The organism is Acidovorax sp. JMULE5 (assembly GCF_013376875.1).
Classification (GTDB): Bacteria; Pseudomonadota; Gammaproteobacteria; order Burkholderiales; family Burkholderiaceae_C; genus Acidovorax; species Acidovorax facilis.
The window spans coordinates 3,197,501-3,221,354 of sequence record NZ_CP035951.1 but is presented as its reverse complement, the minus strand read 5'-3'; the positions used below and the strand labels follow the sequence as shown (position 1 = coordinate 3,221,354).

Here is a 23,854-nt window from a genome sequence, read left to right as displayed (position 1 = left end):
AAAAGCGGCCCCCTCGGGGGGCAGCGACCCGCGCAGCGGTGGAGCGTGGGGGTCGTGTTCATGCGGGCGGCAAGGTCATGTTGCGGGCCACTTCCGTCTGCTCGGCACGGAATGCTTCCAGGCGCTGGCGCAGTTCGGGGCTTTCGTTGGCCAGCAGGGCCACGGCGAACAGGGCCGCATTGGCAGCGCCCGCCGTGCCGATGGCGAACGTGGCCACGGGGATGCCCTTGGGCATCTGCACGATGCTGTGCAGCGAATCCACACCCTGCAGGTGGCGGCTGGCCACGGGCACGCCCAGCACGGGCACGGTGGTCTTGGCGGCAATCATGCCGGGGAGGTGGGCGGCGCCACCGGCGCCCGCGATGATGGCTTTGAGGCCCCGGCCGGCAGCGGCCTCGGCGTAGGCAAACATGTCGTCGGGCATGCGGTGGGCCGAGACCACGCGGGCCTCGTGCGAGATGCCGAACTGTTCAAGAATCTGCACTGCATGCTGCATGGTGTCCCAGTCGCTGCTGGAACCCATGACCACGCCGATCTGGATGGGTTTCATGGTGTGGAGGGCGCTGGCGGGCAGGTTGCGCCTGCTCTGCCGCTGTAGGTGGAACCCGCGATTTTACTTTTTGCGCCTCCCTTCCCGGCATGGGGCTGTTTCGATGGGCCAAAATAGCGCGCAAACCGCTCCACAGGCCCCTGGCCTCCCCACCACCATGATTGACGTCACCGTAGAAAATTTTGAAGCCGAGGTGGTTGCTGCCTCGATGAACGTGCCCGTGCTGGTGGACTTCTGGGCGCCCTGGTGTGGCCCCTGCAAGTCGCTGGGGCCGGTGCTGGAGAAGCTGGAGACCGACTACGCGGGCCGCTTCAAGCTGGTCAAGATCGACTCGGACCAGGAGCAGCAGCTGGCGGGCATGTTCGGCATCCGCAGCATCCCCACCTGCGTGCTGCTCATGAACGGCCAGCCCGTGGATGGCTTCATGGGCGCCCTGCCCGAAGGCCAGGTGCGCGCCTTTCTGGACAAGCACATCCCCACCGCCGAAGAACTGGTGGCGGAAATTGAGGAAGAAGAAGCCCAGGACGCCCTGGCTGAAGGCGACACCAGTACCGCGCTGGAGAAGCTGCAGCACGCCGTGGTGACCGATCCTTCCAATGACGACGCGCGCTTCGACTACGTCAAGCTGCTGCTGCAGTTGCGTCGCGAGGACGACGCCAAGGTGGCCTTTGCCCCCGTGATCGCCAAGGCGGCCACATCGCGCAAGCTGGGTGCACTCAAAGCCTGGATGGATGCTCTTGATTTTGTAGCTTCTAGTGCTTATGGGGAAAGCGTTGGGGCCGATTTTGATGCAAAAATTGCCGCCAACAAACGCGACTTTGACACCCGCTACGCCCGTGCCCGCTGGCTCATGGCCGACCAACGCTGGACGGACGCGATGGACGAACTGCTCGAAATCCTCATGCGCGACAAGGCCTGGGGCGAGGAGATCGCCCGCAAGACGTATGTGGCCATCCTCGAAATCATCGAGGCGCCCAAGGCGAAGGTGGCCGACGGCCAGATCCCGCCCGACGACCCGGTGGTGGCTACTTACCGCCGCCGTTTGTCTAGCGTGGTGCTGAGCTAGAACAGGCTACCCCCTGAGGCGCTTTGCGCCTTCCCCCTGGAAGGGGGACACCGCCAGTGCGGCGGGGCGGCCCTTGCACGGCGGCCGCTGGCCTGTACCGTGCCAGTTGCGACTGCTTCGTGCGATGGTCAGAAAAGAAAAGGCTCCCGGTTGGGAGCCTTTTGTGTTTTTTAAGCAGGTCGCCGTTTAACCGACCAAACGCTCCAGCGCCTCGCGGTACTTGGCGGCGGTCTTTTCGATAACTTCGCGCGGCAGACGGGGGGCGGGCGCGGTCTTGTCCCAGGGCTTGCCGTTCACCTGGGCTTGCTCCAGCCAGTCGCGCACGAACTGCTTGTCGTAGCTCGGTGGGTTCTGGCCGGCTGCCAGGGCGGTTTCGTAGCCTTCCACCGGCCAATAGCGCGAGCTGTCGGGCGTGAGCACTTCGTCCATCAGCACCAGCGTGCCATCGGGCGCCAGGCCAAACTCGAACTTGGTGTCGGCAATGATCATGCCCTTGGTCAGCGCGATCTCGGCCGCGGCCTTGTAGATCGCGATGCTCAGGTCGCGGATGCGGGTGGCCAGGTCGAGGCCAATCATCTCCACCGTGCGCTCGAACGTGATGTTTTCATCGTGCTCGCCCGCAGCGGCCTTGGCGGCTGGGGTGTAGATCGGTTCGGGCAGTTTGGCGGCGTTGGTCAGGCCTTCCGGCAGGGGCACGCCGCACACCGCGCGTGATTCCTGGTATTCCTTCCAGCCGCTGCCGGCCAGGTAGCCGCGCACCACGGCTTCGACGGGGATGGGCTGCAGCCGCTGCACGAGCATTGAACGGCCACGGATCTGCGGAGCTTCTTCCGGCGACACCACACTTTCGGGCGCGTCGCCCGTGAGGTGGTTGGGGCAGATGTCCCCGAGCTTGTCGAACCAGAACAGCGCCATCTGCGTGAGCAGCTCGCCCTTGCCCGGAATGGGCTCACCCATGATCACGTCGAAGGCCGAGAGGCGGTCGCTGGCCACCATCAGGATGCGGTCGTCGCCCACGGCGTAGTTGTCGCGCACCTTGCCGCGTGCCAGCAGGGGCAGCGATGTCAGGGCGGAGGTGTGCAGGGCGTTGGAGCTGGGCTGGGTCATGGTGTCGGTGTGGGCGATCGATGTGCGCTGCAGGCAGGCCGCAAAACGGGGAGTGAAGCGCGGGAGCTGGTGAAGTCTTCAAGTGCGTGCGCGCAACCTTTGGATTTTACGCGCGGGTCTGACGCGTGTCTGCGGCAAGGGCTCGGTGGGGGCTCGGCAGGGGCATGTACCGGCGTGCACGAGGGCTCCAGTGCGGACCTGCGCGCTCGGTGAGCTTGCGGCACACTGTGTGGCCCTGAATCTGACAGCGCCACCTTTGGCCGCGCCCCCTGTGCCCTCCACCTCTGCGCTTACTCCCCGCCGCGAACTTTGGCTGCTGCTTACCCTGGCAGGCATTCAGTTCACCCACATCCTTGACTTCATGATCATGATGCCGCTGGGGCCCCGGTTCACGCAGCTGTTTTCCATCAGCGACGCGCAGTTCGGGCTGCTGGTGTCGGCGTATACGCTGTCGGCCGGGGCTTCGGGTTTGCTGGCGTCTACGTACATTGACCGGTTCGGGCGCAAGCGGCTGCTGCTGGTCCTCTACGTCCTGTTTGGGCTGGCCACACTGGCCTGTGGCGTGGCGCCCACCTACGGCACGCTCATGGTGGCGCGCGTTTTGGCGGGGGCATTCGGGGGTGTCTTGTCGGCCCTGTCGCAAACCATCGTGGCTGACGTGATCCCGTTCGAGCGGCGCGGCCGTGCGATGGGCATCGTGATGACCTCGTTCTCGGTATCGACCGTGGCCGGTGTTCCGCTGGGGCTGATCCTTGCCGAGGTGGGCGGCTGGAACATGCCATTCATTGCGATTGCCGCGATGGTGGGGCTGCTGGCCGTGCTGGCGGCGCGCACCATGCCGGCGATGACGGCCCATGTGCAGGCGGCCAGCGGACGAACGGCGCTGGGCGGCATCGGACAAGTGCTTGTCGACCCGAACCATCGCTGGGCGTTCCTGTTCTCCGCGTTGCTCATGTTTACAGGTTTTACGGTGATTCCCTACATCACCATCTACATGCAGACCAATGCCGGTGTGCGGGCCGACCAGATTCCGGTGGCCTACCTGTGTGGAGGTGTCGCGACCCTGTTCACCGCGCGCCTGTTTGGCCGGTTGACGGACCTGCGCGGCAAGGTGCGAACCTTTCGCTGGCTGGCCCTGGCTGCGGCGCCCTGCCTGTTGGGCATCACGCTGGTGCAGGGGCTGCCGCTGTGGGGCGTTCTGGCGGTGTCCACCCTGATGTTTGCCTTTGTGAGCGGCCGGATGATTCCCGGCATGGCCATCGTGGCCTCTGCGGCGCAGGCACCGCTGCGCGGTACCTTCATGACCTTGAACGCATCGGTGCAGTCTGCGGCCATGGGGGCGGCGTCTTTGGTGGGCGGGATGCTGATCAGCCGCGACGCGCAGGGACTGGTGCAGAACTACTGGATGGCGGCGCTGGTGGGTATTGCCGCGAGCCTGCTGTCGATGGTGGTGGCAGGGCGGTTGACGCTGCATGGTGCAGCGCCTTCGGCACGCTGAGCAACTGCCGACTGGCGGGGCGTGTGCTCCCCGGCAACTCAGCCATTGTGCGCGCTTTTTGGGGGCTTGGCACCTTGGCGGGCATAACCCAGCGGGTCGGGGCGGAATGGGATTGCTTTTCAGGAAGGGCGGGGGCATAGTGACTTCACGTCAACGGGATGCATCCAAGTTCGCCGGGCCGCTCCTCTGATCCAGGGCGGCGCTTCTTCCACAGAGAGTGTTACAGGAGACTTATTTATGAACCTGACGATCAGCGGTCACCACCTCGAAGTTACCCCAGCCTTGCGCAACTACGTCACCACCAAGCTGGACCGGATCACCCGCCATTTTGACCAAGTTGTCGACGTCAAGGTACTGCTGACGGTAGAGAAGCAAAAGGAGAAGGAAAAGCGGCAGCGAGCGGAATGCAATATCCATGTGAAGGGCAACGACCTGTTTGCCGAAAGCTCCCACGCCGACCTGTATGCTGCCGTGGATGAACTGGTCGACAAGATGGACCGTCAGGTGGTGCGCCACAAGGATCGCCTGCAGGACCACCACCACGAAGCCGCCAAGCGCGAACTGCACGCTTGATGCGCCAGCCCTGAGCCTGGCACAGCAGCCGCCCCTTTCGGGCGGTTTTTTTGTTGCCCACAGCGCCGCGCTCAGGGTTTTCGCCAATATGTGCATAATTGTTACCCTTGACCATGAACCGACTCGCCTCCATCCTGCCCTCCGCTCAAGTGCTTGTGAGCGTTGACGCCACCAGCAAGAAGCGTGCTTTTGAAGAAGCGGGTCTGCTGTTCGAGAGCCAGCACGGTCTCTCGCGCGCGTTGATCACCGACAGTCTCTTTGCGCGTGAACGCCTGGGCTCCACCGGACTGGGCCATGGCGTGGCCATTCCCCACGGGCGCATCAAGGGCCTCAAGGCACCGATGGCTGCCGTGTTCCAGCTGCTGAACCCCATCGGGTTCGATGCGCCAGACGAATTGCCTGTGGGTCTGCTGATTTTTCTGCTGGTGCCTGAAGCCGCCACACAGAAGCACCTCGAAATCCTCTCCGAGATTGCCGAACTGCTCAGCGATTCGGCCCTGCGTGAAAGGCTCAAGGCCTGCACCGATGCTGCCGAACTGCACGGCATGATTGCCGGCTGGCAGTCCACGCAAACGGCTTGAGCCTGTCTGGCGCTGCGCACTTTCGCTGATTCGCCGTGAAGCCCAATGTTGTCAGCGCCGATGTTCTGTTTGAGGAATTTCGCGGCCCCCTGAAGTGGGAGTGGGTGGCCGGGCTGGGCGCTTCCGAGCGGCGCTTTGACGAAGTGGCCGTGCGGTCCGCGCGCTCCGGGGCCGATCTGGTCGGCTACCTCAATTACATCCATCCCTACCGCGTCCAGATCCTGGGCGAGCGCGAGATTGCCTATCTGAGCAGCGCGTCTCCCGACGATTGCAAGCGTCGCATTGCCCGCATCGTGACGCTGGAGCCGCCCGTGCTGGTGCTGGCCGACGACCAGACCGCCCCCGATGCATTGGTGTCGATGTGCGAGCGCGCGCAGATCCCGATGTTCTCCACGCACGAGTCCTCGGCGTTTGTGATCGACGTGCTGCGTGCCTACCTGTCCAAGCACTTTGCCGACCGCACCACCATGCACGGCGTGTTCATGGACATTCTCGGCCTGGGGGTGCTGATCACCGGCGAATCTGGCCTGGGGAAAAGCGAGCTGGGCCTGGAGCTGATCTCGCGCGGCAACGGCCTGGTGGCCGACGATGCGGTGGACCTGTTCCGCATCAACCAGACCACCATCGAGGGCAAGTGCCCCGATCTGCTGCAGAACCTGCTGGAAGTGCGCGGCATCGGTCTGCTCGATATCCGTGCCATCTTTGGCGAGACGGCGGTCCGCCGCAAGATGCGCCTCAAACTCATCGTGCACCTTGTGCGCAAGGAGACCCTGGAGCGCGACTACGAGCGCCTGCCCTACGAGCCACTCACGCAAGACGTACTGGGCGTGCCTGTGCTCAAGGTCGTGATTCAGGTGGTGGCCGGCCGCAACATCGCCGTGCTGGTCGAAGCGGCCGTGCGCAACACCATCTTGCAACTGCGCGGCATTGATACCTACCAGGAATTTGTGGAGCGCCATCGCCGCGCCATGGAGCGCGACACTGGCGTGTAATTTGCTTCGTATTTGATAGCTATCAGCGCTTGTCAAATAAGCGCTGGAGCCAATTTTTGCCTATATGGTTAAAAACTGGCGCGCGCCCAGGGCCAGCGCACCCGTGGAACCGGCTTAGCCGGGCCACCGGGTGCGTCCCCCCTCGGGGGGATGGCGCCGAAGGCGACTCAGGGGGCTTATTTACTAGCGCAGGCCGCGCACTGGCCATACAGGGCCATGGTGTGGTCCTGCACCAGCCAGCCCTTGGCCTTGGCCACGGCCTGCTGGCGTTTTTCAATCTCGGGGTCGTAGAACTCCTCCACCTTGCCGCACGACGTGCAGATGAAGTGGTCGTGGTGCTGCCCTTCGTTGAGTTCGTACACCGCCTTGCCGCTCTCGAAATTGCTGCGGATCAGGATGCTGGCCTGCTCGAACTGCGTGAGCACGCGGTAGACCGTGGCCAGGCCAATGTCCGAACGCTCTTCCAGCAGCACGCGGAACACATCTTCGGCCGTCATATGGCGTTGCTCGCCTTTCTGGAAGATCTCCAGAATCTTCAGGCGGGGCAGCGTGGCCTTGAGTCCCGTGCTTTTGAGTTCGTCGATGTTGGTCATGGCATGGTCTTTCGGGATGCGGGCCTCGGCCTCAAGGTCAGAAGGCCTGCCGCTACAATGGGGCGATCATATCCTCAGCCCTTTTACCCATGCCCGTCAAAGCCCGTTTCAGCGCCCGCCTGGGCCTGGTCCTTTTGGTCGGTGCCAGCGTGGCCGCCCTGGCCGGTTGCAGTAGCCTGGATGGTGCCAGTACCCGCATTGCCAGCATTGTCACTCCCTACAAAATCGATGTGGTGCAGGGCAATTTTGTGTCGCGCGAGCAGGTCGAGGCGCTCCAGCCCGGCATGAGCCGCCAGCAGGTGCGTGAAATCCTCGGTACGCCGCTGGTCACCAGCTTGTTCCATGCAGACCGCTGGGAATACGTGTTCACGCTCAAGCGCCCCGGTGAAGAAGCCCAGACCCGCAAGCTGACCGTGTATTTCAAGGGCGATGGGCTGGACCGCTCCGAAGGCGACCCCATGCCCACAGAGACCGAGTTCGTGGCCACACTGGGCTCGCGTGGTTCCAAAAGCAAGGTGCGCGTGCTGGAGGCCACACCGGAGCAACTGGCCCGCTACCCTGCGTCGCAACGGCCATCTTCCTCCCCGACAGCGCCCCCGCTGGAGCCTGCCTCTGTCAGCTACCCGCCGCTGGAAGCGCCAGCACGCTGATTTTCGCGATCTGGCCGGTGGGGGAACGGGTAGATCGATGCCCGCCTCACTTCAAAGCCAACGACAACGTACAGGACACTCATGACAGGGACCCCTTCGCCTGCCCCCGCATCCACGCCCTCGCGCCCCCTCCGTGTTGCCGTCGCCGGTGCATCCGGTCGCATGGGCCGCATGCTGATCGAGGCCCTTCGCGCCAGTGATGACTGTGTGCTGGCAGGCGCGCTGGACGTGCCGTCCAGCCCCGGCATCGGTTCGGATGCCACCGCGTTTCTGGGCCATGCCAGCGGTGTTGCCATCACGGCCGACATTGCTGCGGGCCTGAAAAACGCCGACGTTCTGATTGATTTCACACGCCCTGAGGGCACCCTGGTCCACCTGGCCGTGTGCTGCGAACTCGGGGTAAAAGCCGTGGTGGGTACCACGGGCTTCACCGATGCGCAGAAGGCCGAGATTGCCGTCTTTGCCCAGCGCACCGCCATCGTCATGGCGCCCAACATGAGCGTGGGCGTGAACGTCACCCTCAAGCTGCTGCAGATGGCGGCCAAGGCGATGGCCACGGGCTACGACATCGAGATCATCGAAGCCCACCATCGCCACAAGGTGGATGCGCCCTCGGGCACCGCGCTCAAGATGGGCGAGGTGATTGCTGACGCGATGGGGCGCGACCTCAAGGAATGTGGCGTTTACGCCCGCGAAGGTGTCACTGGTGAGCGCGATCCGTCGAGCATCGGTTTTGCCACCATCCGGGGTGGTGACATCGTGGGCGATCACACCGTGCTGTTCGCGGGCATCGGCGAGCGCATCGAGATCACGCACAAGTCTTCCAGCCGCTCGACCTACGCACAGGGCAGCCTGCGGGCGGTGCGTTTCCTCGCTGGGCACAAGACGGGCATGTTCGACATGTTCGACGTGCTCGGTCTGCAATGAGATACCCCCTGAGATGCTTCGCATCTTCCCCCTGCAGGGAGACGCCACCCGTGGCCTGGCAAAGCCAGTTCCACGGTGGCACTGGCTTAGAGCGCGCCAGCTGCGGGCGATGCGCCACATAACGGGGTAGTGATGGACGCACTCCACTGGTGGCGCCAGGGCGACGCCGTCACGCAGGGCACGGCACTTGTGCTGTTGGCCATGTCGGTGGCCAGCTGGGTGGTCATCGTCTGGAAGCTGCGGCTCATGCGCCAGGCCAGTGCCGATGTGGCCCGCTGCACGGCGGCGTTCTGGCAGGCGCCATCCATGGAGGTTGCAGCACAACGTTTGCAGTCTTTTGACCGCGCTGCGCTGGTCTTGCCTCTGGTGGTTGCTGCAAATTCAATAGCAAATCATTCTCTGCCCGATGCCCCGGCCTCATTGGCCAGCGCGGGCAGCCTGTCTCAGCGGTTGACTCGGGTGCTGCGCGATGCCCTGCATGGCGTGCTGGGGCGCCTGCAGTTTGGCCAGGTGCTGCTGGCCACGGTGGGCTCCACCGCGCCGTTCGTGGGGCTGCTGGGCACCGTGTGGGGCATCTACCATGCGCTGACGGCCATGGCGGGCGCGGGCCAGATCACCATCGACCGCGTCTCCGGCCCCGTGGGCGAGGCCCTTGTCATGACGGCGGCCGGGCTGGCCGTGGCCATCCCCGCCGTGCTGGCCTACAACGTGTTTGGGCGGCTGATCGGCCGCATCGAGGCGGACCTGGAAGGGTTTGCGCGCGACCTGCGCGAACTTGTCATTGATACGGCGGCCCTCCAGAGTTTGGCAGGCACCACAGAAGGTCTGAGCAATGCGAGCCGACCCGCCGCCGGGCCGCCCCAAGGCGGGTCCGCCCCCATGGGGGGCAGCGAACCACGCGCAGCGGGGAGCGTGGGGGCATGAGTTTCGGCAGACTCGAACGCACCACCGGGCCACAGCCCATGAGCGACATCAACATGACGCCGCTGGTCGATGTGATGCTGGTGCTGGTGGTCATCTTCATCCTCACGGCACCGCTGCTGGCCAGTTCCATCCGGCTCGACCTGCCACGCTCCGAGGGCGCCACGCCCGGTAGTGCGCCGCAGTTCGTTACCCTTGTGGTCGATGCGTCGGGCCAAGCCTTTCTGGACGACCAGCCGCTGTCGCAGAGCGCGTTGGCTGAGCGCCTGCGCCGCATCGGCGCCGAACGGCCCGACACCGAAATCCAGCTGCGCGCCGACGCCGCAGTGCCCTATGGGCGCGTGGTCGAGGTCATGGGCGCAGCGCATCTGGCCGGGCTGCAGCGCATCGGCTTTGTTGCCGAGCCACCGGCTGCAGGCGCGCCGTCTGCCCCTGCCAAGGCCCCCTGAAACCGCCGTGTGCCGCCGTGCCGACCGGTCTGCGCAGGCCGCTGGCGGCGGCAGGCGCGGAAGGCGGGGCCTGACAGCCTAAAATCTGCGCAGCGCAGCCCTGCGGCTGCACCTCCCTCTCACCCCCGAGCCCCCATGCAAGACAAATACTCTCCCCAAGACGTCGAGCGCGCCGCCCGCGGCCACTGGACCGCCACCGATGCCTACCGCGTGACGGAAGACGCCAACAAGAAGAAGTTCTACGCCTGCTCGATGCTGCCGTATCCCAGCGGCAAGCTGCACATGGGCCACGTGCGCAACTACACCATCAACGACATGCTCACGCGCTACCTGCGCATGAACGGCCACAACGTGCTGATGCCCATGGGCTGGGACGCCTTCGGCCTGCCCGCTGAAAACGCGGCGCTGAAGAATGGTGTGCCCCCTGCCAAGTGGACGTACGAAAACATCGCGTACATGAAAAAGCAGATGCAGGCCATGGGCCTGGCCATCGACTGGAGCCGCGAAGTGGCCACCTGCGACCCCACTTACTACAAGTGGAACCAGTGGCTGTTTTTGAAGATGCTGGAAAAGGGCATCGCTTACCGCAAGACCCAGGTCGTGAACTGGGACCCGGTGGACCAGACCGTGCTGGCCAACGAGCAGGTGATTGACGGCAAGGGCTGGCGCACGGGTGCGGTGGTCGAAAAGCGCGAGATCCCTGGCTACTACCTCAAGATCACCGACTACGCCGAAGAGCTGCTCGATTTTGTGACCGGCGACAAGCTGCCCGGCTGGCCCGAGCGCGTGAAGCTGATGCAGGAGAACTGGATCGGCAAGTCTGAGGGCGTGCGCTTTGCGTTTACCCACGACATTGCGGGTGACGACGACGCGCTGATCGGCGACGGCAAGATGTACGTGTTCACCACGCGCGCCGACACCATCATGGGCGTGACCTTCTGCGCCGTGGCGCCCGAGCACCCGCTGGCCACCCATGCCGCCAAAACCAACCCTGCACTGAAAGCCTTCATCGAAGAGTGCAAGAGCGGCGGCACGACCGAGGCCGAGCTGGCCACGCAAGAGAAGAAGGGCGTGCCCACGGGCCTGTTCGTCACCCACCCGCTCACCGACGAAAAGGTCGAGGTCTGGGTCGGCAACTACGTGTTGATGGGCTATGGCGACGGTGCCGTGATGGGCGTGCCCGCGCACGACGAGCGCGACTTCGCGTTCGCCCTCAAGTACGGCATCGAGATCAAGCAGGTGGTGCTGGTCGATGGCGAACACTTCGACTACCACCAATGGAACGACTGGTACGGCGACAAGCAACGCGGCGTGACCATCAACTCCGACAGCTTCAGCGGCCTGTCGTACAAGGAAGCCGTGAACGCCGTGGCCCATGCGCTGGAGCAAAAGGGCCTGGGCGAGAAGAAGACGACCTGGCGCCTGCGCGACTGGGGCGTGAGCCGCCAGCGCTACTGGGGCACTCCGATCCCCATCATCCACTGCGACGAACATGGCGCGGTGCCCGTGCCCGAAAAAGACCTGCCCGTGGTGCTGCCGCAAGACTGCATCCCCGATGGCTCGGGCAACCCGCTGCACAAGCACGAAGGCTTCCACGCGGGCGTGACCTGCCCCGTGTGCGGCAAGCCTGCCCGCCGCGAGACGGACACCATGGACACGTTCGTGGATAGCTCGTGGTACTTCATGCGGTACTGCGACCCCAAGAATGCCGACGCGATGGTGGCGGGCGGTGCCGACTACTGGATGCCGATGGACCAGTACATCGGCGGTATCGAACACGCCATCCTGCACTTGCTGTACGCCCGCTTCTGGACCAAGGTCATGCGCGACCTGGGCCTGGTCAAGGTCGATGAGCCCTTCACCAAGCTGCTCACGCAGGGCATGGTGCTCAACCACATCTACAGCCGCCGCACCGCCAAGGGCGGCAAGGACTACTTCTGGCCGCACGACGTGGAGCACGTGCTGGACGAAGGCGGCAAGATCATCGGCGCCAAGCTGAAGAACGAAGCCACCAGCGGCGACGGTATGTTGCCCGTGGGCACGCCCATCGACTACGAGGGCGTGGGCACCATGTCCAAGTCCAAGAACAACGGCGTGGACCCGCAGGACCTGATCGAGAAGTACGGCGCCGACACCGCCCGCCTGTACACCATGTTCACCGCCCCGCCCGAGGCCACGCTGGAGTGGAACGACGCCGCAGTGGAAGGCAGCTATCGCTTCCTGCGCCGGGTGTGGAACTTCGGCCTCAAGCTGTCTGCTATGGATATGGGAGCTGCCAGCGCAAGCGTGGCAAGCGCCAGCAGCCTGAAAGATGTGGAATTCAGCAAAGAGGCCAAGGCCCTGCGCCTGGAGATCCACACCGTGCTCAAGCAGGTGGACTACGACTACCAGCGCATGCAGTACAACACCGTGGTCTCCGGCGCGATGAAGATGATCAACGCGCTCGAAGACTTCAAGGCCACCGACTCGGCTGGTGCTCAGGTGGCGCTGATCGAAGGCTTTGGCATCCTGCTGCGCTGCCTGTACCCGGCCACCCCCCACATTGCGCACAGCCTCTGGAGCGGCCTGGGTTACGCGGCCGAACTGGGCGACCTGCTGGATGCACCCTGGCCCCAGGTCGATGCGAACGCGCTGGTGCAGGACGAGATCGAGCTCATGCTGCAGGTCAACGGCAAGCTGCGCGGCTCCATCCATGTGCCCGCACAGGCCGACAAGGCCGAGATCGAACGCATTGCCCTGGCCAGCGAGGCGTTTGTGGCCCAGGCTGCAGGCGCTGCGCCCAAGCGCGTCATTGTGGTGCCTGGCCGCCTCGTGAACGTGGTGGTATAGCCCCCATGAACAAGCGCACACTGCTCTCCCTCGCGCCCGTGGCCCTGCTGTCCGCTTGCGGATTTCGGCTGCGGGGCGTGCCCGAGTTCGGGTTTGACTCGCTCTACATCGCAGCACCTGCAGGCTCGCCCCTCGCGCGGGAGTTGCAGCGCACGCTGGAGGGTTCGGGCGGCAAGCTGCAGCTGCTGCGCGACCCGGCGGCCATGCCCACGGCCGATGCCATTCTGGATTTGCTGCAGGAGCAGCAGGAGCGCGCCGTGGTGGGGCTCAATGCCTCGGGCCAGGTGCGCGAACTGCAGCTGCGCCTGCGCATAAGGTTCCGGCTGCGTACCCCGGCAGGTGCCGAACTGATTCCCGAGACCGAACTGCTGCAGCAGCGCGACATCAGCTACAACGAGACCATCGCCCTCGCCAAGGAGGCTGAGGAAGCACTGCTCTACCGCAACATGCGGACCGACCTGGTGCAGCAGCTTATGCGCCGCCTGGCAGCGGCCAAGCGCTGAGCCCAGGCGTGGGGCTGTGGCCTCTTGGCGGTAGCGCAGAGCAGCAGGCAGCGACAGCGCCTTGCCGGGCGTTCGTGATGGGCGAGGCGCAGGCGCTCAGGGGGATGTTCGCATGAGCGTACTTTTGCCAAACAGCGACTCCACCAGGTCCACCGCCAGCACCGCCGTGCGGTTGCGCACATCGAGCGCGGGGTTGAGTTCCACAATGTCCAGCGAGGCCAGGCGCCCGCTGTCGGCAATCATCTCCATGCACAACTGCGCCTCGCGGTAGGTGGGGCCTCCCGGCACCGTGGTGCCCACGCCGGGCGCGATGTCGGGGTCCAGAAAGTCCACATCAAAGCTCACATGCAGGTGGGTGTGTGCATCCAGTCCGGCCAGCGCCTGCTGCATGGTCTGGCGCATGCCCACCTCGTCGATGTAGCGCATGTCGAACACCTCCAGGCCCTGCTCATGCACAAAGCGCTTTTCGCCTGCGTCCACGCTGCGGATGCCGATCTGCCGGATCTGCGACGGGCGGAGCGCCGCGCCACCGCCCGGCATGCGGGCCAGCCCGGTCAGCGCCTCGGGGCCGAACCCGCACAGGCAGGCCACGGGCATGCCATGCACATTGCCGCTGGGCGTGAGTGCACTGGTGTTGAAGTCGGCATGGGCATCCAGCCACAGCACCCGCAGTTTTTTGCCCATTTCTGCGCAATGGCGGGCCACGGCGCTGATGCTGCCCAGGCCCAGGCAGTGGTCGCCACCCAGCAGGATGGGCAGGTGCCCCAGTTGCAACTCGGCATACACGGCGTCAAACACCCGCTGGTTCCACTCCACCACCTCGGGCAGGTGTCGGTAACCGTTCACGGGAGGCTGCCAGGGGTTGGCGGGGCCACTCAAGTTGCCCCGGTCAAACACCTGCAGTCCGTGCGACTCCAGCGCTGCCTGCAGGCCCGCCACGCGCAGGGCCTCGGGCCCCATGGAGGCGCCGCGCGCCCCGGCGCCGATGTCGGTGGGGGCGCCGATCAGGCTGGTGGGCTGGGCGCTGCGCAGGGCGTTGGGTGGCATGGTGCGGGGGCTTTCTGGGAAGGCAGTCGATGTCGGTACGGGCGCGTGTACGCGCCCCGGGGGAATTCTCGGGGCTTTGGGCGCCAGTGAATAGCACTGCAGCTGATTAGTTCGCGGTCTCTCTTGTGCACTGTGAGGGCATTTGCTGGCAATGTGCACAGTGCCGGGCCTGCCCAGGCGATAAACTTTGCCGCATGCAAGTCGCCCTGGCCCAACTCTCACCGCATCTTCAACGGGGCCTGTCGCCGCTTTACGTGTTGCATGGCGACGAGCCCCTGCTGCAGCAGGAGGCGGCAGACGCCATCCGCGCCACGGCCCGTGCTCAGGGCTATACCGAACGCACCTCGTACACGGTAGCAGGCGCTCACTTTGACTGGAGCGCCGTGCTGGCTGCAGGCGGCAGCTTGAGCCTGTTTGCCGACAAGCAGATCGTCGAGATCCGCATCCCCTCGGGCAAGCCCGGCAAGGATGGTGGCGTGGCGCTGCAGCAGATTGCTGAATCCGCCAAGGGCAACGACAGCACGCTCACGCTGGTGATGTTGCCGCGCCTTGACAAGGCCACACGCACGGGCGCATGGTTTGCGGCGCTGGAATCCAGCGGCACCTCGATCCAGATCGACCCCATCGAGCGCGGCATGCTGCCGCAGTGGATCGCCCAGCGCCTGGCCGCCCAGGGCCAGCGCGTGGTGGCGGGCGAGGAAGGCCAGCGCACGCTGCAGTTTTTTGCCGACCGGGTGGAGGGCAATCTGCTCGCCGCCCACCAGGAGATCCAGAAGCTCGCATTGCTCCACCCCCCCGGCGAGCTGACACAGGCACAGGTCGAAGCCGCTGTGCTCAACGTGGCGCGCTACGACGTCTTCAAGCTCTCTGAATCTGTGCTCTCAGGCCATACCGCCCGCGTGCAGCGCATGCTCGACGGCCTGCAGGCCGAGGGCGAGGCCGAAGTGCTGGTGCACTGGGCGCTGGCCGAAGACATCCGTGCCTTGAAGCGCGTGAAAGACGCCATGAACGCCGGCCGCCCTCTGCCCATGGCCCTGCGCGAAAACCGGGTGTGGGGCGCCAAGGAAAAGCTGTATGAACGCATCCTGCCCAGGGCCAGCGACGCGGCGCTGGCGAGGTTGCTGCAATCGGCCCACACGGTGGACGGCATTGTGAAAGGGCTGAAGGTACCCGACTGGCCGACTGACGGCTGGCAGGCGCTGCATCGGCTGGCGTTTCAGATGTGCCGGCTGACGCAGGCGGCGCGGTGATGGCAGCGCCCTGTTGCGCCCTCGCTGTGTAAGATTCTCGGGCGTCCTTTTGGACGACGCGGTTCGCCGGGACCCGCGAAACATTGACCCCAGCGCGTCGGCTTGGGTCAGGCGCATCGGAGAAGAGCTAGATGATTGTCGTTTTTGGTAGCGTGCAAGTCGCACCGCAGCACATGCAGCAGGCCCGGCAGATCGCCAAAGAGCATGTGGAGCGATCCCGTGCCGAACCGGGCTGCATTTCGCATGCGTTCTATGAAGACCCTGATCGTCCCAACCTCCTGGTGTTTGTCGAGGAGTGGGAGTCCGAAAGTGCTCTGAAGCAGCACTTTGCGGTCCCTGCGTCTGCGGCGTTTGGCAAACAGATGGGAGCCCTTGCGGCAAGCCGACCGCACATGAGGCTGCTTCACGCGACCGAGCTGCCGTTCCCGGGCGGTGCGACCTGACGATCTCCGGGCGGGGCTGCGTTGGTAGCAAGTGCAGGCGTTTTAGCCCTCATCCCTGTCCGACCACGCCCCGCGCCTTGTCCATCCACATTTGCAGATTCGCCACCAGATCCTTCTGGCTGAACGAGCAGCTTTCCTCTGAAAACAGTGCGCTGGATTCCAGCCGGTCCAGCAGGTTGAGCAGCACCTCGCCGTAGCGCGGGGGCAGGGCGGCGAGCAGGGTGGTTTGCTGGCGGGCCAGGGTGCTCAGGGTGGTGGCGGTGTGGTCGCCGCGTTCAAAGGCCTGCAGGGCCTGGGACAGGGTGGCGAGTTGGGTGTGGGCGGTGTCGGTCATGGCCAAGCGGGGTGGTGAGTCGGGCAAGGCTGCAAGGGTAAAGCCAACTGCGGCAAAATCGCTCAATGAACGCCCTCAACGTCGCTGAATACACCCACACCCTCGGTCTCCAGGCAAAAACGGCCTCTGCGCTGATGGCGAAAGCGCCAGCAGCTATCAAAAACAAAGCACTCAAGGCCCTGGCCCGGCTGCTGCGCGACAACGTGGACGCGCTGCAGGTGGACAACGCACGCGACCTGGAGCGCGCCAGCGCTGCGGGGCTGGCCGAGCCCATGGTGGACCGCCTCAAGCTCAGCCCCAAGGTGCTGGAGACTTGTGCAGAAGGCTGCGAACAGCTGGCCACCATGCCCGACATCATTGGCGAGATCCTGGGCATGAAGCAGCAGCCCAGCGGCATCCGCGTGGGCCAGATGCGCGTGCCGATTGGCGTGTTCGGCATGATCTACGAGAGTCGCCCCAATGTGACCATCGAGGCCGCGTCGCTGTCGATCAAGAGCGGCAACGCCTGCATCCTGCGTGGTGGCTCCGAGGCGATTGATTCGAACAAGGCGCTGGCCAAGCTGGTGCAGCAGGCACTGGCGGAGGCGGGCCTGCCGGAGCACGGCGTGCAGTTGGTGCAGACCACGGACCGCGAGGCCGTGGGCCAGCTGATTGCCATGCCGCAGTTTGTGGACGTGATCATCCCGCGCGGCGGCAAGGGGCTGATCGAGCGCATCAGCCGCGATGCCAAGGTGCCCGTGATCAAGCACCTGGACGGCAACTGCCACACCTATGTGGACGACCCCTGCGACATCGCCATGGCGGTGAAGGTGGCCGACAACGCCAAGACCAACAAATACAGCCCCTGCAACGCGAGCGAAGGCCTGCTGGTGGCGCGCGGCGTGGCGGCCGAATTCCTGCCCCAGATCGGCGCTGTGTACGCCGCCAAGGGCGTGGAGATGCGCGGTTGCCCTGAGTCGCTGGCCATCCTGGCCTCGGTGCCTGGTGCCCAACTCGTGCCCGCCACCGAGCAGGACTGGAGCGAGGAATACCTGGCCCCGATCATCAGCGTGAAGGTGGTGGCCGGTGTGGACGAGGCCATTGCCCACATCAACCACTATTCGAGCCACCACACCGATGCCATCCTGACGCGTGACCACATGCACGCCCAGCAGTTCCTGCGCGAGGTGGATTCGGCCAGCGTGATGGTGAACGCCAGCACGCGGTTTGCCGATGGTTTTGAGTACGGCCTGGGCGCCGAAATCGGCATCAGCACCGACAAGTTCCATGCGCGTGGGCCGGTGGGCATCGAAGGGCTGACCTCACTCAAGTACGTGGTGCTGGGCGAGGGTGAGGTGCGGGGGTGATTTGCTCCTTATTTCATAGCTGCTAGCGCTTTCCTGTAAAGCGCTAAGGCCCAATTTCTTATGAAAATCATCATCCTCGGCGCAGGCCGTGTGGGCCAGAGCGTGGCAGACAGCCTGGTGTCCGAGCGCAATGACATCACCGTCATCGACACCGATGCCGCCCGCCTGCGCGACCTGGAGTCGCGCTTTGACCTGCGCGGTGTGGTGGGCAATGGCATCGAACCGGCCGTGTTGGCCGAGGCGGGCGCCGAGGACACGGATCTGCTGATCGCCTGCGCTGCACAGGACGAGACCAACCTGGTGTGTTGCAAGGTGGCGCAGCTGGTGTTCAACATCCCCAAGCGCATCGCGCGGGTGCGTTCCAACGGATTCACGCTGGATGAGCGGCTGACCGGCCCTGATGGCTTTGGCGTGGACCGCATCATCTGCCCCGAAGAGTCCCTGACCCGCTACATCGGCAAGCTGATCGAATACCCAGAGGCCATGCAGGTGCGCGAGTTTGCCGGCGGCCGCGCCTGCCTGGTGTCGGGCCGGGCCCGGCCCGGCGCGCCCATGGTGGGCCCCACGATTGGCGAGCTGCGCGAGCGTGCGCCCGAGATGGCGATGCGCATGGTGGCCATCTACCGCCGTTTTGCCGACGAGCCCGATCGCTTCATCGCCTGCGACGGCGCCACCCGTATCGAGCCGGGCGACGAGGTGTTTGTGCTGGCGGCGCATGAGCACATTGCCCAGGTGCTGGCGGCCTTGCACCGCCCTGCCTCGCAGCAGGCCCAGCCAGTGCGCCGCATCATGATTGCGGGCGGCGGTGGGGTGGGCTTGCGCCTGGCGCGGCAACTGGCGCAGACGCCAGGGCGCTTTCACATCAAGATCATTGAAGACCATGCCGAGCGCTGCGTGGCACTGGCGTCGGCGCTGCCATCGGACGTGCTGGTGCTGCAGGGCGATACCACCGATGAAGACCTGCTGGGTGATGAAAGCATCGAGGAGGTGGACCTCTTCCTCGCGCTCACCGACGATGACGAGGACAACATCATGTCGTGCCTGCTGGCCAAGCGCATGGGCGCCAGCCGCGTGCTGGCGCTCATCAATCGCCGCAGCTATGCCGACCTGATGCACGGCACGCAGATCGACATTGCGCTGTCGCCCGCACAGGCCATGCTGGGCGAGCTCCTGGCCTATGTGCGCCAGGGCGATGTGCAGGCCGTGCACAGTCTGCGCCGTGGCGTGGCCGAGGCGCTGGAGATCGTGGCGCGCGGCGACCGCAAAAGCTCGCGCGTGGTGGGCCGCAAGGTCAGCGAGCTGCAGCTGCCGCGCGACGTGCACATCGGCCTGATCGTGCGCGGGCTGCCTGATGCCTCCGACCCTGTCCCGGGCCACCCACGCGAGCCCGAGGTCATCATCCCGCGCAGCGCGACGGTGATCGAGAGCAACGACCATGTGGTGTTCTTCCTGCCCAACAAGCGGCGGGTACGTGACGTGGAAAAGCTCTTCCGCGTGAGCGCGACCTTTTTCTGACCCGACCCCAGGCTTGGCGATATCACCATGACGGACATGTTTCCCGTTTTGCGGGTGCTGGGCATCCTGATCATGATCTTTGCGCTGGCCATGGGGCTGCCGCTGGCGGTGTCTTTGTGGACGGGCGATGGTGTCTGGTTTGTGTACCCGTTGTCCATGGGGGCCACGATGCTGGCGGGGGCGTGGCTTTGGTGGCGGCTGCGGTTGTTTCGGCAAGAGCTGCAACCGCGCCATGGCGTGATGCTGGTCTCGCTGGTGTGGATGCTGCTGCCCCTTTCGGCCGCGCTGCCTCTGATGCTGGCGGGGCACTACACCGGGCAGCCGCTGTCGTTCACGCATGCCTACTTCGAGGCTGTGTCGGGGCTGACTACCACGGGCTCCACCGTGCTCGCGGGCCTGGATGCCTTGCCGGTGTCGGTGAATGTGTGGCGCACCTTTTTGCAGTGGATGGGTGGCATGGGCATCCTGATCCTGGCCGTGGCCGTGCTCCCGCTGCTGGGGGTGGGGGGCAGCCAGCTGTTCAAGGCCGAAGCAGCGGGGCCGCTGAAGGACACCAAGCTCACGCCGCGCATGACCGGTACGGCCAAGGGGTTGTGGGGGGTGTACGCGCTGTTTTCCTTGCTGTGTGGACTGGCCTATTGGGCGGCTGGCATGGCGCCATTGGATGCGCTGATGCACATGTTCACCACCGTGAGCCTGGGCGGGCTGTCTTCGCACGACCTGAGCTTTGGCTACTTCCAGTCGCCGCTTCTGGAGGCGATCTGCATCTTCTTCATGCTGGTGGCCAGCTGCAATTTTGCGTTGTACTTCGTGGCGTTTCGCAAGGGCCACTGGGGTGGTTTCTGGCGCGACCCGGAGCTGCGGGCCACGCTGTTTGCGCTGATCGGCGGCGGGCTGGTGGTGGCGCTGCTGTTGTGGGCCAAGGGTGTGTATGCGCCGCTGGAGGCATTGCGCCACGGCATGTTCAACCTGGTGTCGCTGGCCACCACCACCGGCTATGCCACGGTGGACTACCTCGCCTGGCCGGTGTTTGCGCCCGTGTTCATGCTGCTGCTGTCGGGCGTGGCCACCAGTGCCGGATCGACGGGCGGCGGGATCAAGATGGTGCGCATGCTCATTCTCGTCAAGCAGGCGCGCCGCGAGATGAACCGGCTGGTGCATCCGCGCGCGGTGCAGCCCGTGCGGCTGGGCGATGCCGTGGTGGACAACCGAGTGATCTTTTCGGTGTTGGCCTTCATGCTGGTCTATGGCGGCACCATCTTCGGGCTCAGCATGGTCATGCTGTTGACCGATCTGGACCCGGTGACGGCTTTTTCCGTGGTGTTGGCCAGCGTGAACTGTGCGGGACCGGGCCTGGGCAGCGTGGGGCCTGCGTCCAACTACGCCGTGCTGACCGATTTTCAGATCTGGGTGTGCTCCCTGGCCATGCTGCTGGGGCGGCTGGAGATTCTGAGCTTCATGGCCTTGCTCACCCCGGCGTTTTGGCGGCGCTGAGCGGGGCTGCCCGAAAAATCCGCCCGGCGGGCTTGCGAAGGCCCGGTCACGCCCCAACCCTACAATGGATTGCAATCGTTCCCGTCTCCTCTGAGGGCTCCCCATGGTTCCGCATCTCATCACGGCCCTGACTGGGCCGATCAACGAACTCGAACAGCGTGTTCTCGACTCGATGCCCGCCATCGAACGCTGGTTCCGGCTGGAATGGATGGAGCACACGCCGCCGTTCTATACCTCGGTGGACATCCGCAATGCCGGCTTCAAGCTCGCGCCCGTGGACACCAACCTGTTCCCCGGCGGCTGGAACAACCTCACCAAGGAGATGCTGCCCCTGGCCGTGCAGGCCGCCATGGCTGCCATCGAGAAGATCTGCCCCGAGGCACGCAACCTGCTGATCATCCCGGAGAACCACACGCGTAATACGTTCTACCTGGCCAACGTGGTGCAGCTGCAGCGCATCTTCAACATGGCCGGGCTCAACGTGCGCGTGGGCTCCATCAGCCCCGAAATCAAGAAGCCCACGCTGATCGAGCTGCCCAACGGTGACACGGTGACGCTGGAGCCCGTGGTCCGCACCAAGCGCCGCCTGGGCCTCAAGGACTTTGACCCCTGCACCATCTTGCTCAACAACGATCTCTCGGCCGGCGCCCCCGGCATCCTGGAAGACATCCACGAGCAGTACCTGCTGCCCCCGCTGCACGCGGGCTGGAGCGTGCGTCGCAAGAGCACCCACTTCAAGAACTACGAAGAGGTGGCCAAGCGTTTTGGCAAGATGCTGGGCATCGACCCCTGGCTCATCAACCCCATGTACAGCCAGTGCGACGAGGTGGACTTTGCCGAAGACAAAGGCATGGACAAGCTGCAGACCACGGTGGATGCGCTTTTGACCAAGGTGCGCCGCAAGTACAAGGAATACGGCATCAACGAAAAGCCGTTTGTCATCGTCAAGGCCAACAACGGCACCTACGGCATGGGCATCATGACCGTGCGCGATGCCAAGGAGCTGGACGCGGTCAACCGCAAGACCAAGAACAAGATGGCCGTCATCAAGGACGGCCAGCCGGTCAACGACCTCATCATCCAGGAAGGCGTGTTGACCCAAGAGCGTGTGCACGAGGCCGTGGCCGAGCCTGTGGTCTACATGATGGACCGCTATGTGGTGGGCGGTTTCTACCGCATGCATGCCGAGCGCGGCGTGGACGAAAACCTCAATGCACCGGGCGCCAGCTTCGTGCCGCTGGCCTTTGAGCACAGCACCCACATGCCCCAGCCTGGCGTGCGCCCGGGGGTGAGTGCGCCCAACCGCTTCTATATGTATGGCGTGGTGGGCCGCCTGGCGATGCTGGCAGCCAGCTATGAGCTGGAGGCCACCAACCCCGACGCCGAGGTGTACGACTAGCCTCCTCCCTGAATTGCCTACGGCGCGCTCCCACCAGCCAAGTGACGCTGCCTGCCACGTCGGCCCACGACTGCCAAGGGTGAGTTGCTGCGTTGCAACATAGGGTGTGGCCTCCAGGCGCTTGATCGGGCGCAAGCGCACAATAGCGTTCCCAAAAGTAACGGAACCCGGCGACCCTTGTGTGTCGGGTGCGGTCAGTGCAAAGCTCCAAGTCATCGCTCGCAGCGCTCACGCTGGGCGCCATCGGTGTTGTGTATGGCGATATCGGCACCAGCGTGCTGTATGCCGTCAAAGAAGTGTTCGGGTCCGGCCATGTGCCGTTCACGCAAGACAACATCTACGGCATTCTTTCGATCTTCTTCTGGACGCTGACCGTCATCGTTTCGCTGAAATACGTGGTGCTGGTGCTGCGCGCCGACAACCATGGCGAAGGCGGGCTGATCGCGATGCTGGCCCTGGCTTCGCAGGCCGTGAAGGACAAACCCCGGCTGCGCGGCGTGCTGCTGGCGGTGGGCATTTTCGGCACCTCGCTGTTTTATGGTGACGGAGTCATCACCCCGGCCATTTCGGTGTTGTCGGCGGTGGAAGGGCTGGAGGTGGTCTCGCCCCACTTCAAGCAGTACGTGATTCCCATCACCCTGGTCGTGCTGTTTTGCCTGTTTGCCGTACAAAAGCGCGGGACCAGCGGGATCGGCAAGTTCTTCGGGCCCATCACGCTGGTGTGGTTTTTCAGCATTGCCCTCCTGGGGGTCTCTCACATCGTGGGCCACCCCGAAATCCTCTGGGCGTTGAGCCCGCACCATGCAGTCGGGTTCATGTGGGCCAACCCGGGCACCAGCTTCATCATCCTGGGTGCGGTGGTGTTGTGCGTGACCGGTGCCGAGGCCCTGTATGCCGATCTGGGCCACTTTGGCAAGCGGCCCATTCGCCTGGCTTGGTTTGGCGTGGCCATGCCGGCGCTCACGCTCAATTACTTTGGCCAGGGCGCACTGCTGCTGGCTGAGCCCGAGGCCGTGAAGAACCCCTTCTACATGATGGCACCCGACTGGGCGCTGATCCCGCTGGTGGTGCTGGCCACCATGGCCACGGTGATCGCGTCACAAGCCCTCATCACCGGCGCCTTCAGCGTGACCAAGCAGGTGATTCAGTTGGGCTACCTGCCCCGACTGAATATCCAGCACACCAGCGTGCGCGACACGGGGCAGATCTACATGCCGCTGGTCAACTGGGGACTGTTCGCCGCCATCGTTCTTGCGGTGGTGATGTTCCGCTCGTCCAGCAACCTGGCGGCGGCTTACGGCATTGCCGTGACGCTGGACATGCTGATTACCACCACGCTGACTTTCTTCGTAATCCGCTATGGCTGGGGCTACCCGCTGGCGCTTTGTATTGCGGCCACCGGCTGTTTCTTTGTGGTGGACCTGGCGTTTTTTGCGTCCAACCTGCTCAAGCTGTTCCAGGGCGGCTGGTTCCCGCTGCTGATTGGGGGCATCGTGTTCTCGTTGATGATGACGTGGAAGGAAGGGCGCCGCTTGCTGAATGACAAGTTGCGTGCCGACGCAATCGACCTCAAGGACTTCCTGGAGTCGGTGTTCGTCAGTCCGCCCACGCGCGTGGATGGCACCGCAGTATTCCTCACTGCCGAAACCGGCGCGGTGCCCAATGCGCTTTTGCACAATCTCAAGCACAACAAGGTGCTGCATCAGCAGAACCTCTTTGTGACGGTGCACAACCACGAGACGCCATGGATCGGACTGGACAAGCGCCTGCAGGTTGAACCGCTGGGC

23 protein-coding genes (1 of these 23 only partly in view) are annotated in these 23,854 nt (G+C 64.6%); 18 read left to right on the top strand and 5 right to left on the bottom strand.

Features of this window, described 5'->3' with window-relative positions:
* Nucleotides 1-58 precede the first annotated feature (58 nt).
* Nucleotides 59-550 carry a 5-(carboxyamino)imidazole ribonucleotide mutase gene (gene purE, locus EXV95_RS14655; protein WP_176887403.1) on the bottom strand — a complete coding sequence of 164 codons (492 nt, stop codon included), beginning with the start codon at nt 548-550 and terminating at the stop codon, nt 59-61.
* Nucleotides 551-707: 157 nt separating this feature from the next.
* Here purE and trxA point away from each other — a divergent pair, with 157 nt between their 5' ends.
* Nucleotides 708-1,616, top strand: a complete 909-nt coding sequence (gene trxA / locus EXV95_RS14650; protein ID WP_176887402.1) for a thioredoxin — start codon at nt 708-710, stop codon at nt 1,614-1,616.
* Nucleotides 1,617-1,802: 186 nt separating this feature from the next.
* Here trxA and EXV95_RS14645 read toward each other — a convergent pair whose 3' ends face one another.
* Nucleotides 1,803-2,723 (bottom strand): phosphoribosylaminoimidazolesuccinocarboxamide synthase, encoded by a 921-nt coding sequence (locus tag EXV95_RS14645; RefSeq protein WP_176887401.1) that lies wholly within the window; start codon nt 2,721-2,723, stop codon nt 1,803-1,805.
* 271 nt (nt 2,724-2,994) lie between these two features.
* Between EXV95_RS14645 and EXV95_RS14640 the strand changes: the two genes are divergently transcribed.
* The 4 genes from EXV95_RS14640 (at nt 2,995) to hprK (ending at nt 6,367) form a co-directional block, all read left to right on the top strand.
* Nucleotides 2,995-4,221, top strand: coding sequence for an MFS transporter (locus tag EXV95_RS14640; protein WP_176887400.1), 1,227 nt, complete (start codon nt 2,995-2,997; stop codon nt 4,219-4,221).
* Between the two features lie 237 nt (nt 4,222-4,458).
* A complete protein-coding gene (hpf, locus tag EXV95_RS14635) occupies nt 4,459-4,794 on the top strand; it encodes a ribosome hibernation-promoting factor, HPF/YfiA family (RefSeq protein WP_010464246.1) in 336 nt (111 codons plus the stop codon).
* 113 nt (nt 4,795-4,907) lie between these two features.
* Nucleotides 4,908-5,375: a PTS sugar transporter subunit IIA gene (locus EXV95_RS14630; protein ID WP_055395439.1), complete on the top strand. Its 468-nt coding sequence runs from the start codon at nt 4,908-4,910 to the stop codon at nt 5,373-5,375.
* A gap of 35 nt (nt 5,376-5,410) precedes the next feature.
* A complete protein-coding gene (hprK, locus tag EXV95_RS14625; RefSeq protein ID WP_176887399.1) occupies nt 5,411-6,367 on the top strand; it encodes an HPr(Ser) kinase/phosphatase in 957 nt (318 codons plus the stop codon).
* A 176-nt stretch (nt 6,368-6,543) separates the two neighbouring features.
* Here hprK and fur read toward each other — a convergent pair whose 3' ends face one another.
* Nucleotides 6,544-6,960, bottom strand: coding sequence for a ferric iron uptake transcriptional regulator (gene fur, locus EXV95_RS14620; RefSeq protein ID WP_055395436.1), 417 nt, complete (start codon nt 6,958-6,960; stop codon nt 6,544-6,546).
* Nucleotides 6,961-7,049: 89 nt separating this feature from the next.
* Here fur and EXV95_RS14615 point away from each other — a divergent pair, with 89 nt between their 5' ends.
* The 6 genes from EXV95_RS14615 to lptE all read left to right on the top strand — a co-directional run bounded on the left by EXV95_RS14615 (nt 7,050) and on the right by lptE (nt 13,239).
* Nucleotides 7,050-7,610 (top strand): outer membrane protein assembly factor BamE, encoded by a 561-nt coding sequence (locus EXV95_RS14615; protein WP_176887398.1) that lies wholly within the window; start codon nt 7,050-7,052, stop codon nt 7,608-7,610.
* A 162-nt stretch (nt 7,611-7,772) separates the two neighbouring features.
* Entirely contained in the window at nt 7,773-8,537 is a 765-nt protein-coding gene (gene dapB / locus EXV95_RS14610) for a 4-hydroxy-tetrahydrodipicolinate reductase (protein WP_370460270.1), read from the top strand.
* Between the two features lie 132 nt (nt 8,538-8,669).
* The gene (locus tag EXV95_RS14605) at nt 8,670-9,461 is read left to right on the top strand and encodes a MotA/TolQ/ExbB proton channel family protein (protein WP_176887396.1); all 792 of its coding nucleotides are present in this window, start codon (nt 8,670-8,672) and stop codon (nt 9,459-9,461) included.
* A complete protein-coding gene (locus tag EXV95_RS14600; protein WP_176887395.1) occupies nt 9,458-9,907 on the top strand; it encodes a biopolymer transporter ExbD in 450 nt (149 codons plus the stop codon). The genes EXV95_RS14605 and EXV95_RS14600 overlap by 4 nt, the downstream gene beginning before the upstream one ends.
* 135 nt (nt 9,908-10,042) lie before the next feature.
* Nucleotides 10,043-12,736 (top strand): leucine--tRNA ligase, encoded by a 2,694-nt coding sequence (gene leuS / locus EXV95_RS14595; RefSeq protein ID WP_176887394.1) that lies wholly within the window; start codon nt 10,043-10,045, stop codon nt 12,734-12,736.
* A 5-nt stretch (nt 12,737-12,741) separates the two neighbouring features.
* Nucleotides 12,742-13,239, top strand: a complete 498-nt coding sequence (gene lptE, locus EXV95_RS14590; RefSeq protein WP_121421473.1) for an LPS assembly lipoprotein LptE — start codon at nt 12,742-12,744, stop codon at nt 13,237-13,239.
* Nucleotides 13,240-13,335: 96 nt separating this feature from the next.
* Here lptE and rocF read toward each other — a convergent pair whose 3' ends face one another.
* The gene (rocF, locus tag EXV95_RS14585) at nt 13,336-14,286 is read right to left on the bottom strand and encodes an arginase (RefSeq protein ID WP_176887393.1); all 951 of its coding nucleotides are present in this window, start codon (nt 14,284-14,286) and stop codon (nt 13,336-13,338) included.
* A gap of 194 nt (nt 14,287-14,480) precedes the next feature.
* Between rocF and holA the strand changes: the two genes are divergently transcribed.
* Both holA and EXV95_RS14575 read left to right on the top strand, forming a co-directional pair.
* The gene (gene holA, locus EXV95_RS14580; protein WP_176887392.1) at nt 14,481-15,536 is read left to right on the top strand and encodes a DNA polymerase III subunit delta; all 1,056 of its coding nucleotides are present in this window, start codon (nt 14,481-14,483) and stop codon (nt 15,534-15,536) included.
* 131 nt (nt 15,537-15,667) lie between these two features.
* A complete protein-coding gene (locus EXV95_RS14575; protein WP_176887391.1) occupies nt 15,668-15,979 on the top strand; it encodes a putative quinol monooxygenase in 312 nt (103 codons plus the stop codon).
* 49 nt (nt 15,980-16,028) lie between these two features.
* On the opposite strand, the gene EXV95_RS14570 is transcribed toward EXV95_RS14575, so the two are convergent.
* Nucleotides 16,029-16,313: a hypothetical protein gene (locus EXV95_RS14570; protein ID WP_176887390.1), complete on the bottom strand. Its 285-nt coding sequence runs from the start codon at nt 16,311-16,313 to the stop codon at nt 16,029-16,031.
* Nucleotides 16,314-16,378: 65 nt separating this feature from the next.
* Here EXV95_RS14570 and EXV95_RS14565 point away from each other — a divergent pair, with 65 nt between their 5' ends.
* From EXV95_RS14565 to EXV95_RS14545, 5 genes are all read left to right on the top strand, one after another.
* On the top strand, nt 16,379-17,659 hold the full coding sequence (locus EXV95_RS14565) for a glutamate-5-semialdehyde dehydrogenase (protein ID WP_176887389.1): 1,281 nt from the start codon (nt 16,379-16,381) through the stop codon (nt 17,657-17,659).
* Between the two features lie 60 nt (nt 17,660-17,719).
* A complete protein-coding gene (trkA, locus tag EXV95_RS14560; RefSeq protein WP_176887388.1) occupies nt 17,720-19,174 on the top strand; it encodes a Trk system potassium transporter TrkA in 1,455 nt (484 codons plus the stop codon).
* A 27-nt stretch (nt 19,175-19,201) separates the two neighbouring features.
* Nucleotides 19,202-20,668, top strand: coding sequence for a TrkH family potassium uptake protein (locus EXV95_RS14555; protein ID WP_176887387.1), 1,467 nt, complete (start codon nt 19,202-19,204; stop codon nt 20,666-20,668).
* 103 nt (nt 20,669-20,771) lie between these two features.
* Nucleotides 20,772-22,067 (top strand): glutamate--cysteine ligase, encoded by a 1,296-nt coding sequence (gene gshA, locus EXV95_RS14550; protein WP_055395416.1) that lies wholly within the window; start codon nt 20,772-20,774, stop codon nt 22,065-22,067.
* Between the two features lie 197 nt (nt 22,068-22,264).
* A protein-coding gene (locus EXV95_RS14545) for a potassium transporter Kup (protein ID WP_121421466.1) crosses the window boundary here: on the top strand, nt 22,265-23,854 show its 5' portion. The gene runs 279 nt beyond the window's last position; the window shows 1,590 of its 1,869 coding nt (coding positions 1-1,590); it begins with the start codon at nt 22,265-22,267; its stop codon lies off the right edge, out of view.

What these genes read in the sequence shown, in the direction of transcription:
- purE (WP_176887403.1), bottom strand. Translation starts at nt 550, where the DNA reads ATGAAACCCATCCAGATCGGCGTGGTCATGGGTTCCAGCAGCGACTGG.
- trxA (WP_176887402.1), top strand. Translation starts at nt 708, where the DNA reads ATGATTGACGTCACCGTAGAAAATTTTGAAGCCGAGGTGGTTGCTGCC.
- EXV95_RS14645 (WP_176887401.1), bottom strand. Translation starts at nt 2,723, where the DNA reads ATGACCCAGCCCAGCTCCAACGCCCTGCACACCTCCGCCCTGACATCG.
- hpf (WP_010464246.1), top strand. Translation starts at nt 4,459, where the DNA reads ATGAACCTGACGATCAGCGGTCACCACCTCGAAGTTACCCCAGCCTTG.
- EXV95_RS14630 (WP_055395439.1), top strand. Translation starts at nt 4,908, where the DNA reads ATGAACCGACTCGCCTCCATCCTGCCCTCCGCTCAAGTGCTTGTGAGC.
- fur (WP_055395436.1), bottom strand. Translation starts at nt 6,960, where the DNA reads ATGACCAACATCGACGAACTCAAAAGCACGGGACTCAAGGCCACGCTG.
- EXV95_RS14615 (WP_176887398.1), top strand. Translation starts at nt 7,050, where the DNA reads ATGCCCGTCAAAGCCCGTTTCAGCGCCCGCCTGGGCCTGGTCCTTTTG.
- dapB (WP_370460270.1), top strand. Translation starts at nt 7,773, where the DNA reads ATGGGCCGCATGCTGATCGAGGCCCTTCGCGCCAGTGATGACTGTGTG.
- EXV95_RS14605 (WP_176887396.1), top strand. Translation starts at nt 8,670, where the DNA reads ATGGACGCACTCCACTGGTGGCGCCAGGGCGACGCCGTCACGCAGGGC.
- EXV95_RS14600 (WP_176887395.1), top strand. Translation starts at nt 9,458, where the DNA reads ATGAGTTTCGGCAGACTCGAACGCACCACCGGGCCACAGCCCATGAGC.
- leuS (WP_176887394.1), top strand. Translation starts at nt 10,043, where the DNA reads ATGCAAGACAAATACTCTCCCCAAGACGTCGAGCGCGCCGCCCGCGGC.
- lptE (WP_121421473.1), top strand. Translation starts at nt 12,742, where the DNA reads ATGAACAAGCGCACACTGCTCTCCCTCGCGCCCGTGGCCCTGCTGTCC.
- rocF (WP_176887393.1), bottom strand. Translation starts at nt 14,286, where the DNA reads ATGCCACCCAACGCCCTGCGCAGCGCCCAGCCCACCAGCCTGATCGGC.
- holA (WP_176887392.1), top strand. Translation starts at nt 14,481, where the DNA reads ATGCAAGTCGCCCTGGCCCAACTCTCACCGCATCTTCAACGGGGCCTG.
- EXV95_RS14575 (WP_176887391.1), top strand. Translation starts at nt 15,668, where the DNA reads ATGATTGTCGTTTTTGGTAGCGTGCAAGTCGCACCGCAGCACATGCAG.
- EXV95_RS14570 (WP_176887390.1), bottom strand. Translation starts at nt 16,313, where the DNA reads ATGACCGACACCGCCCACACCCAACTCGCCACCCTGTCCCAGGCCCTG.
- EXV95_RS14565 (WP_176887389.1), top strand. Translation starts at nt 16,379, where the DNA reads ATGAACGCCCTCAACGTCGCTGAATACACCCACACCCTCGGTCTCCAG.
- trkA (WP_176887388.1), top strand. Translation starts at nt 17,720, where the DNA reads ATGAAAATCATCATCCTCGGCGCAGGCCGTGTGGGCCAGAGCGTGGCA.
- EXV95_RS14555 (WP_176887387.1), top strand. Translation starts at nt 19,202, where the DNA reads ATGACGGACATGTTTCCCGTTTTGCGGGTGCTGGGCATCCTGATCATG.
- gshA (WP_055395416.1), top strand. Translation starts at nt 20,772, where the DNA reads ATGGTTCCGCATCTCATCACGGCCCTGACTGGGCCGATCAACGAACTC.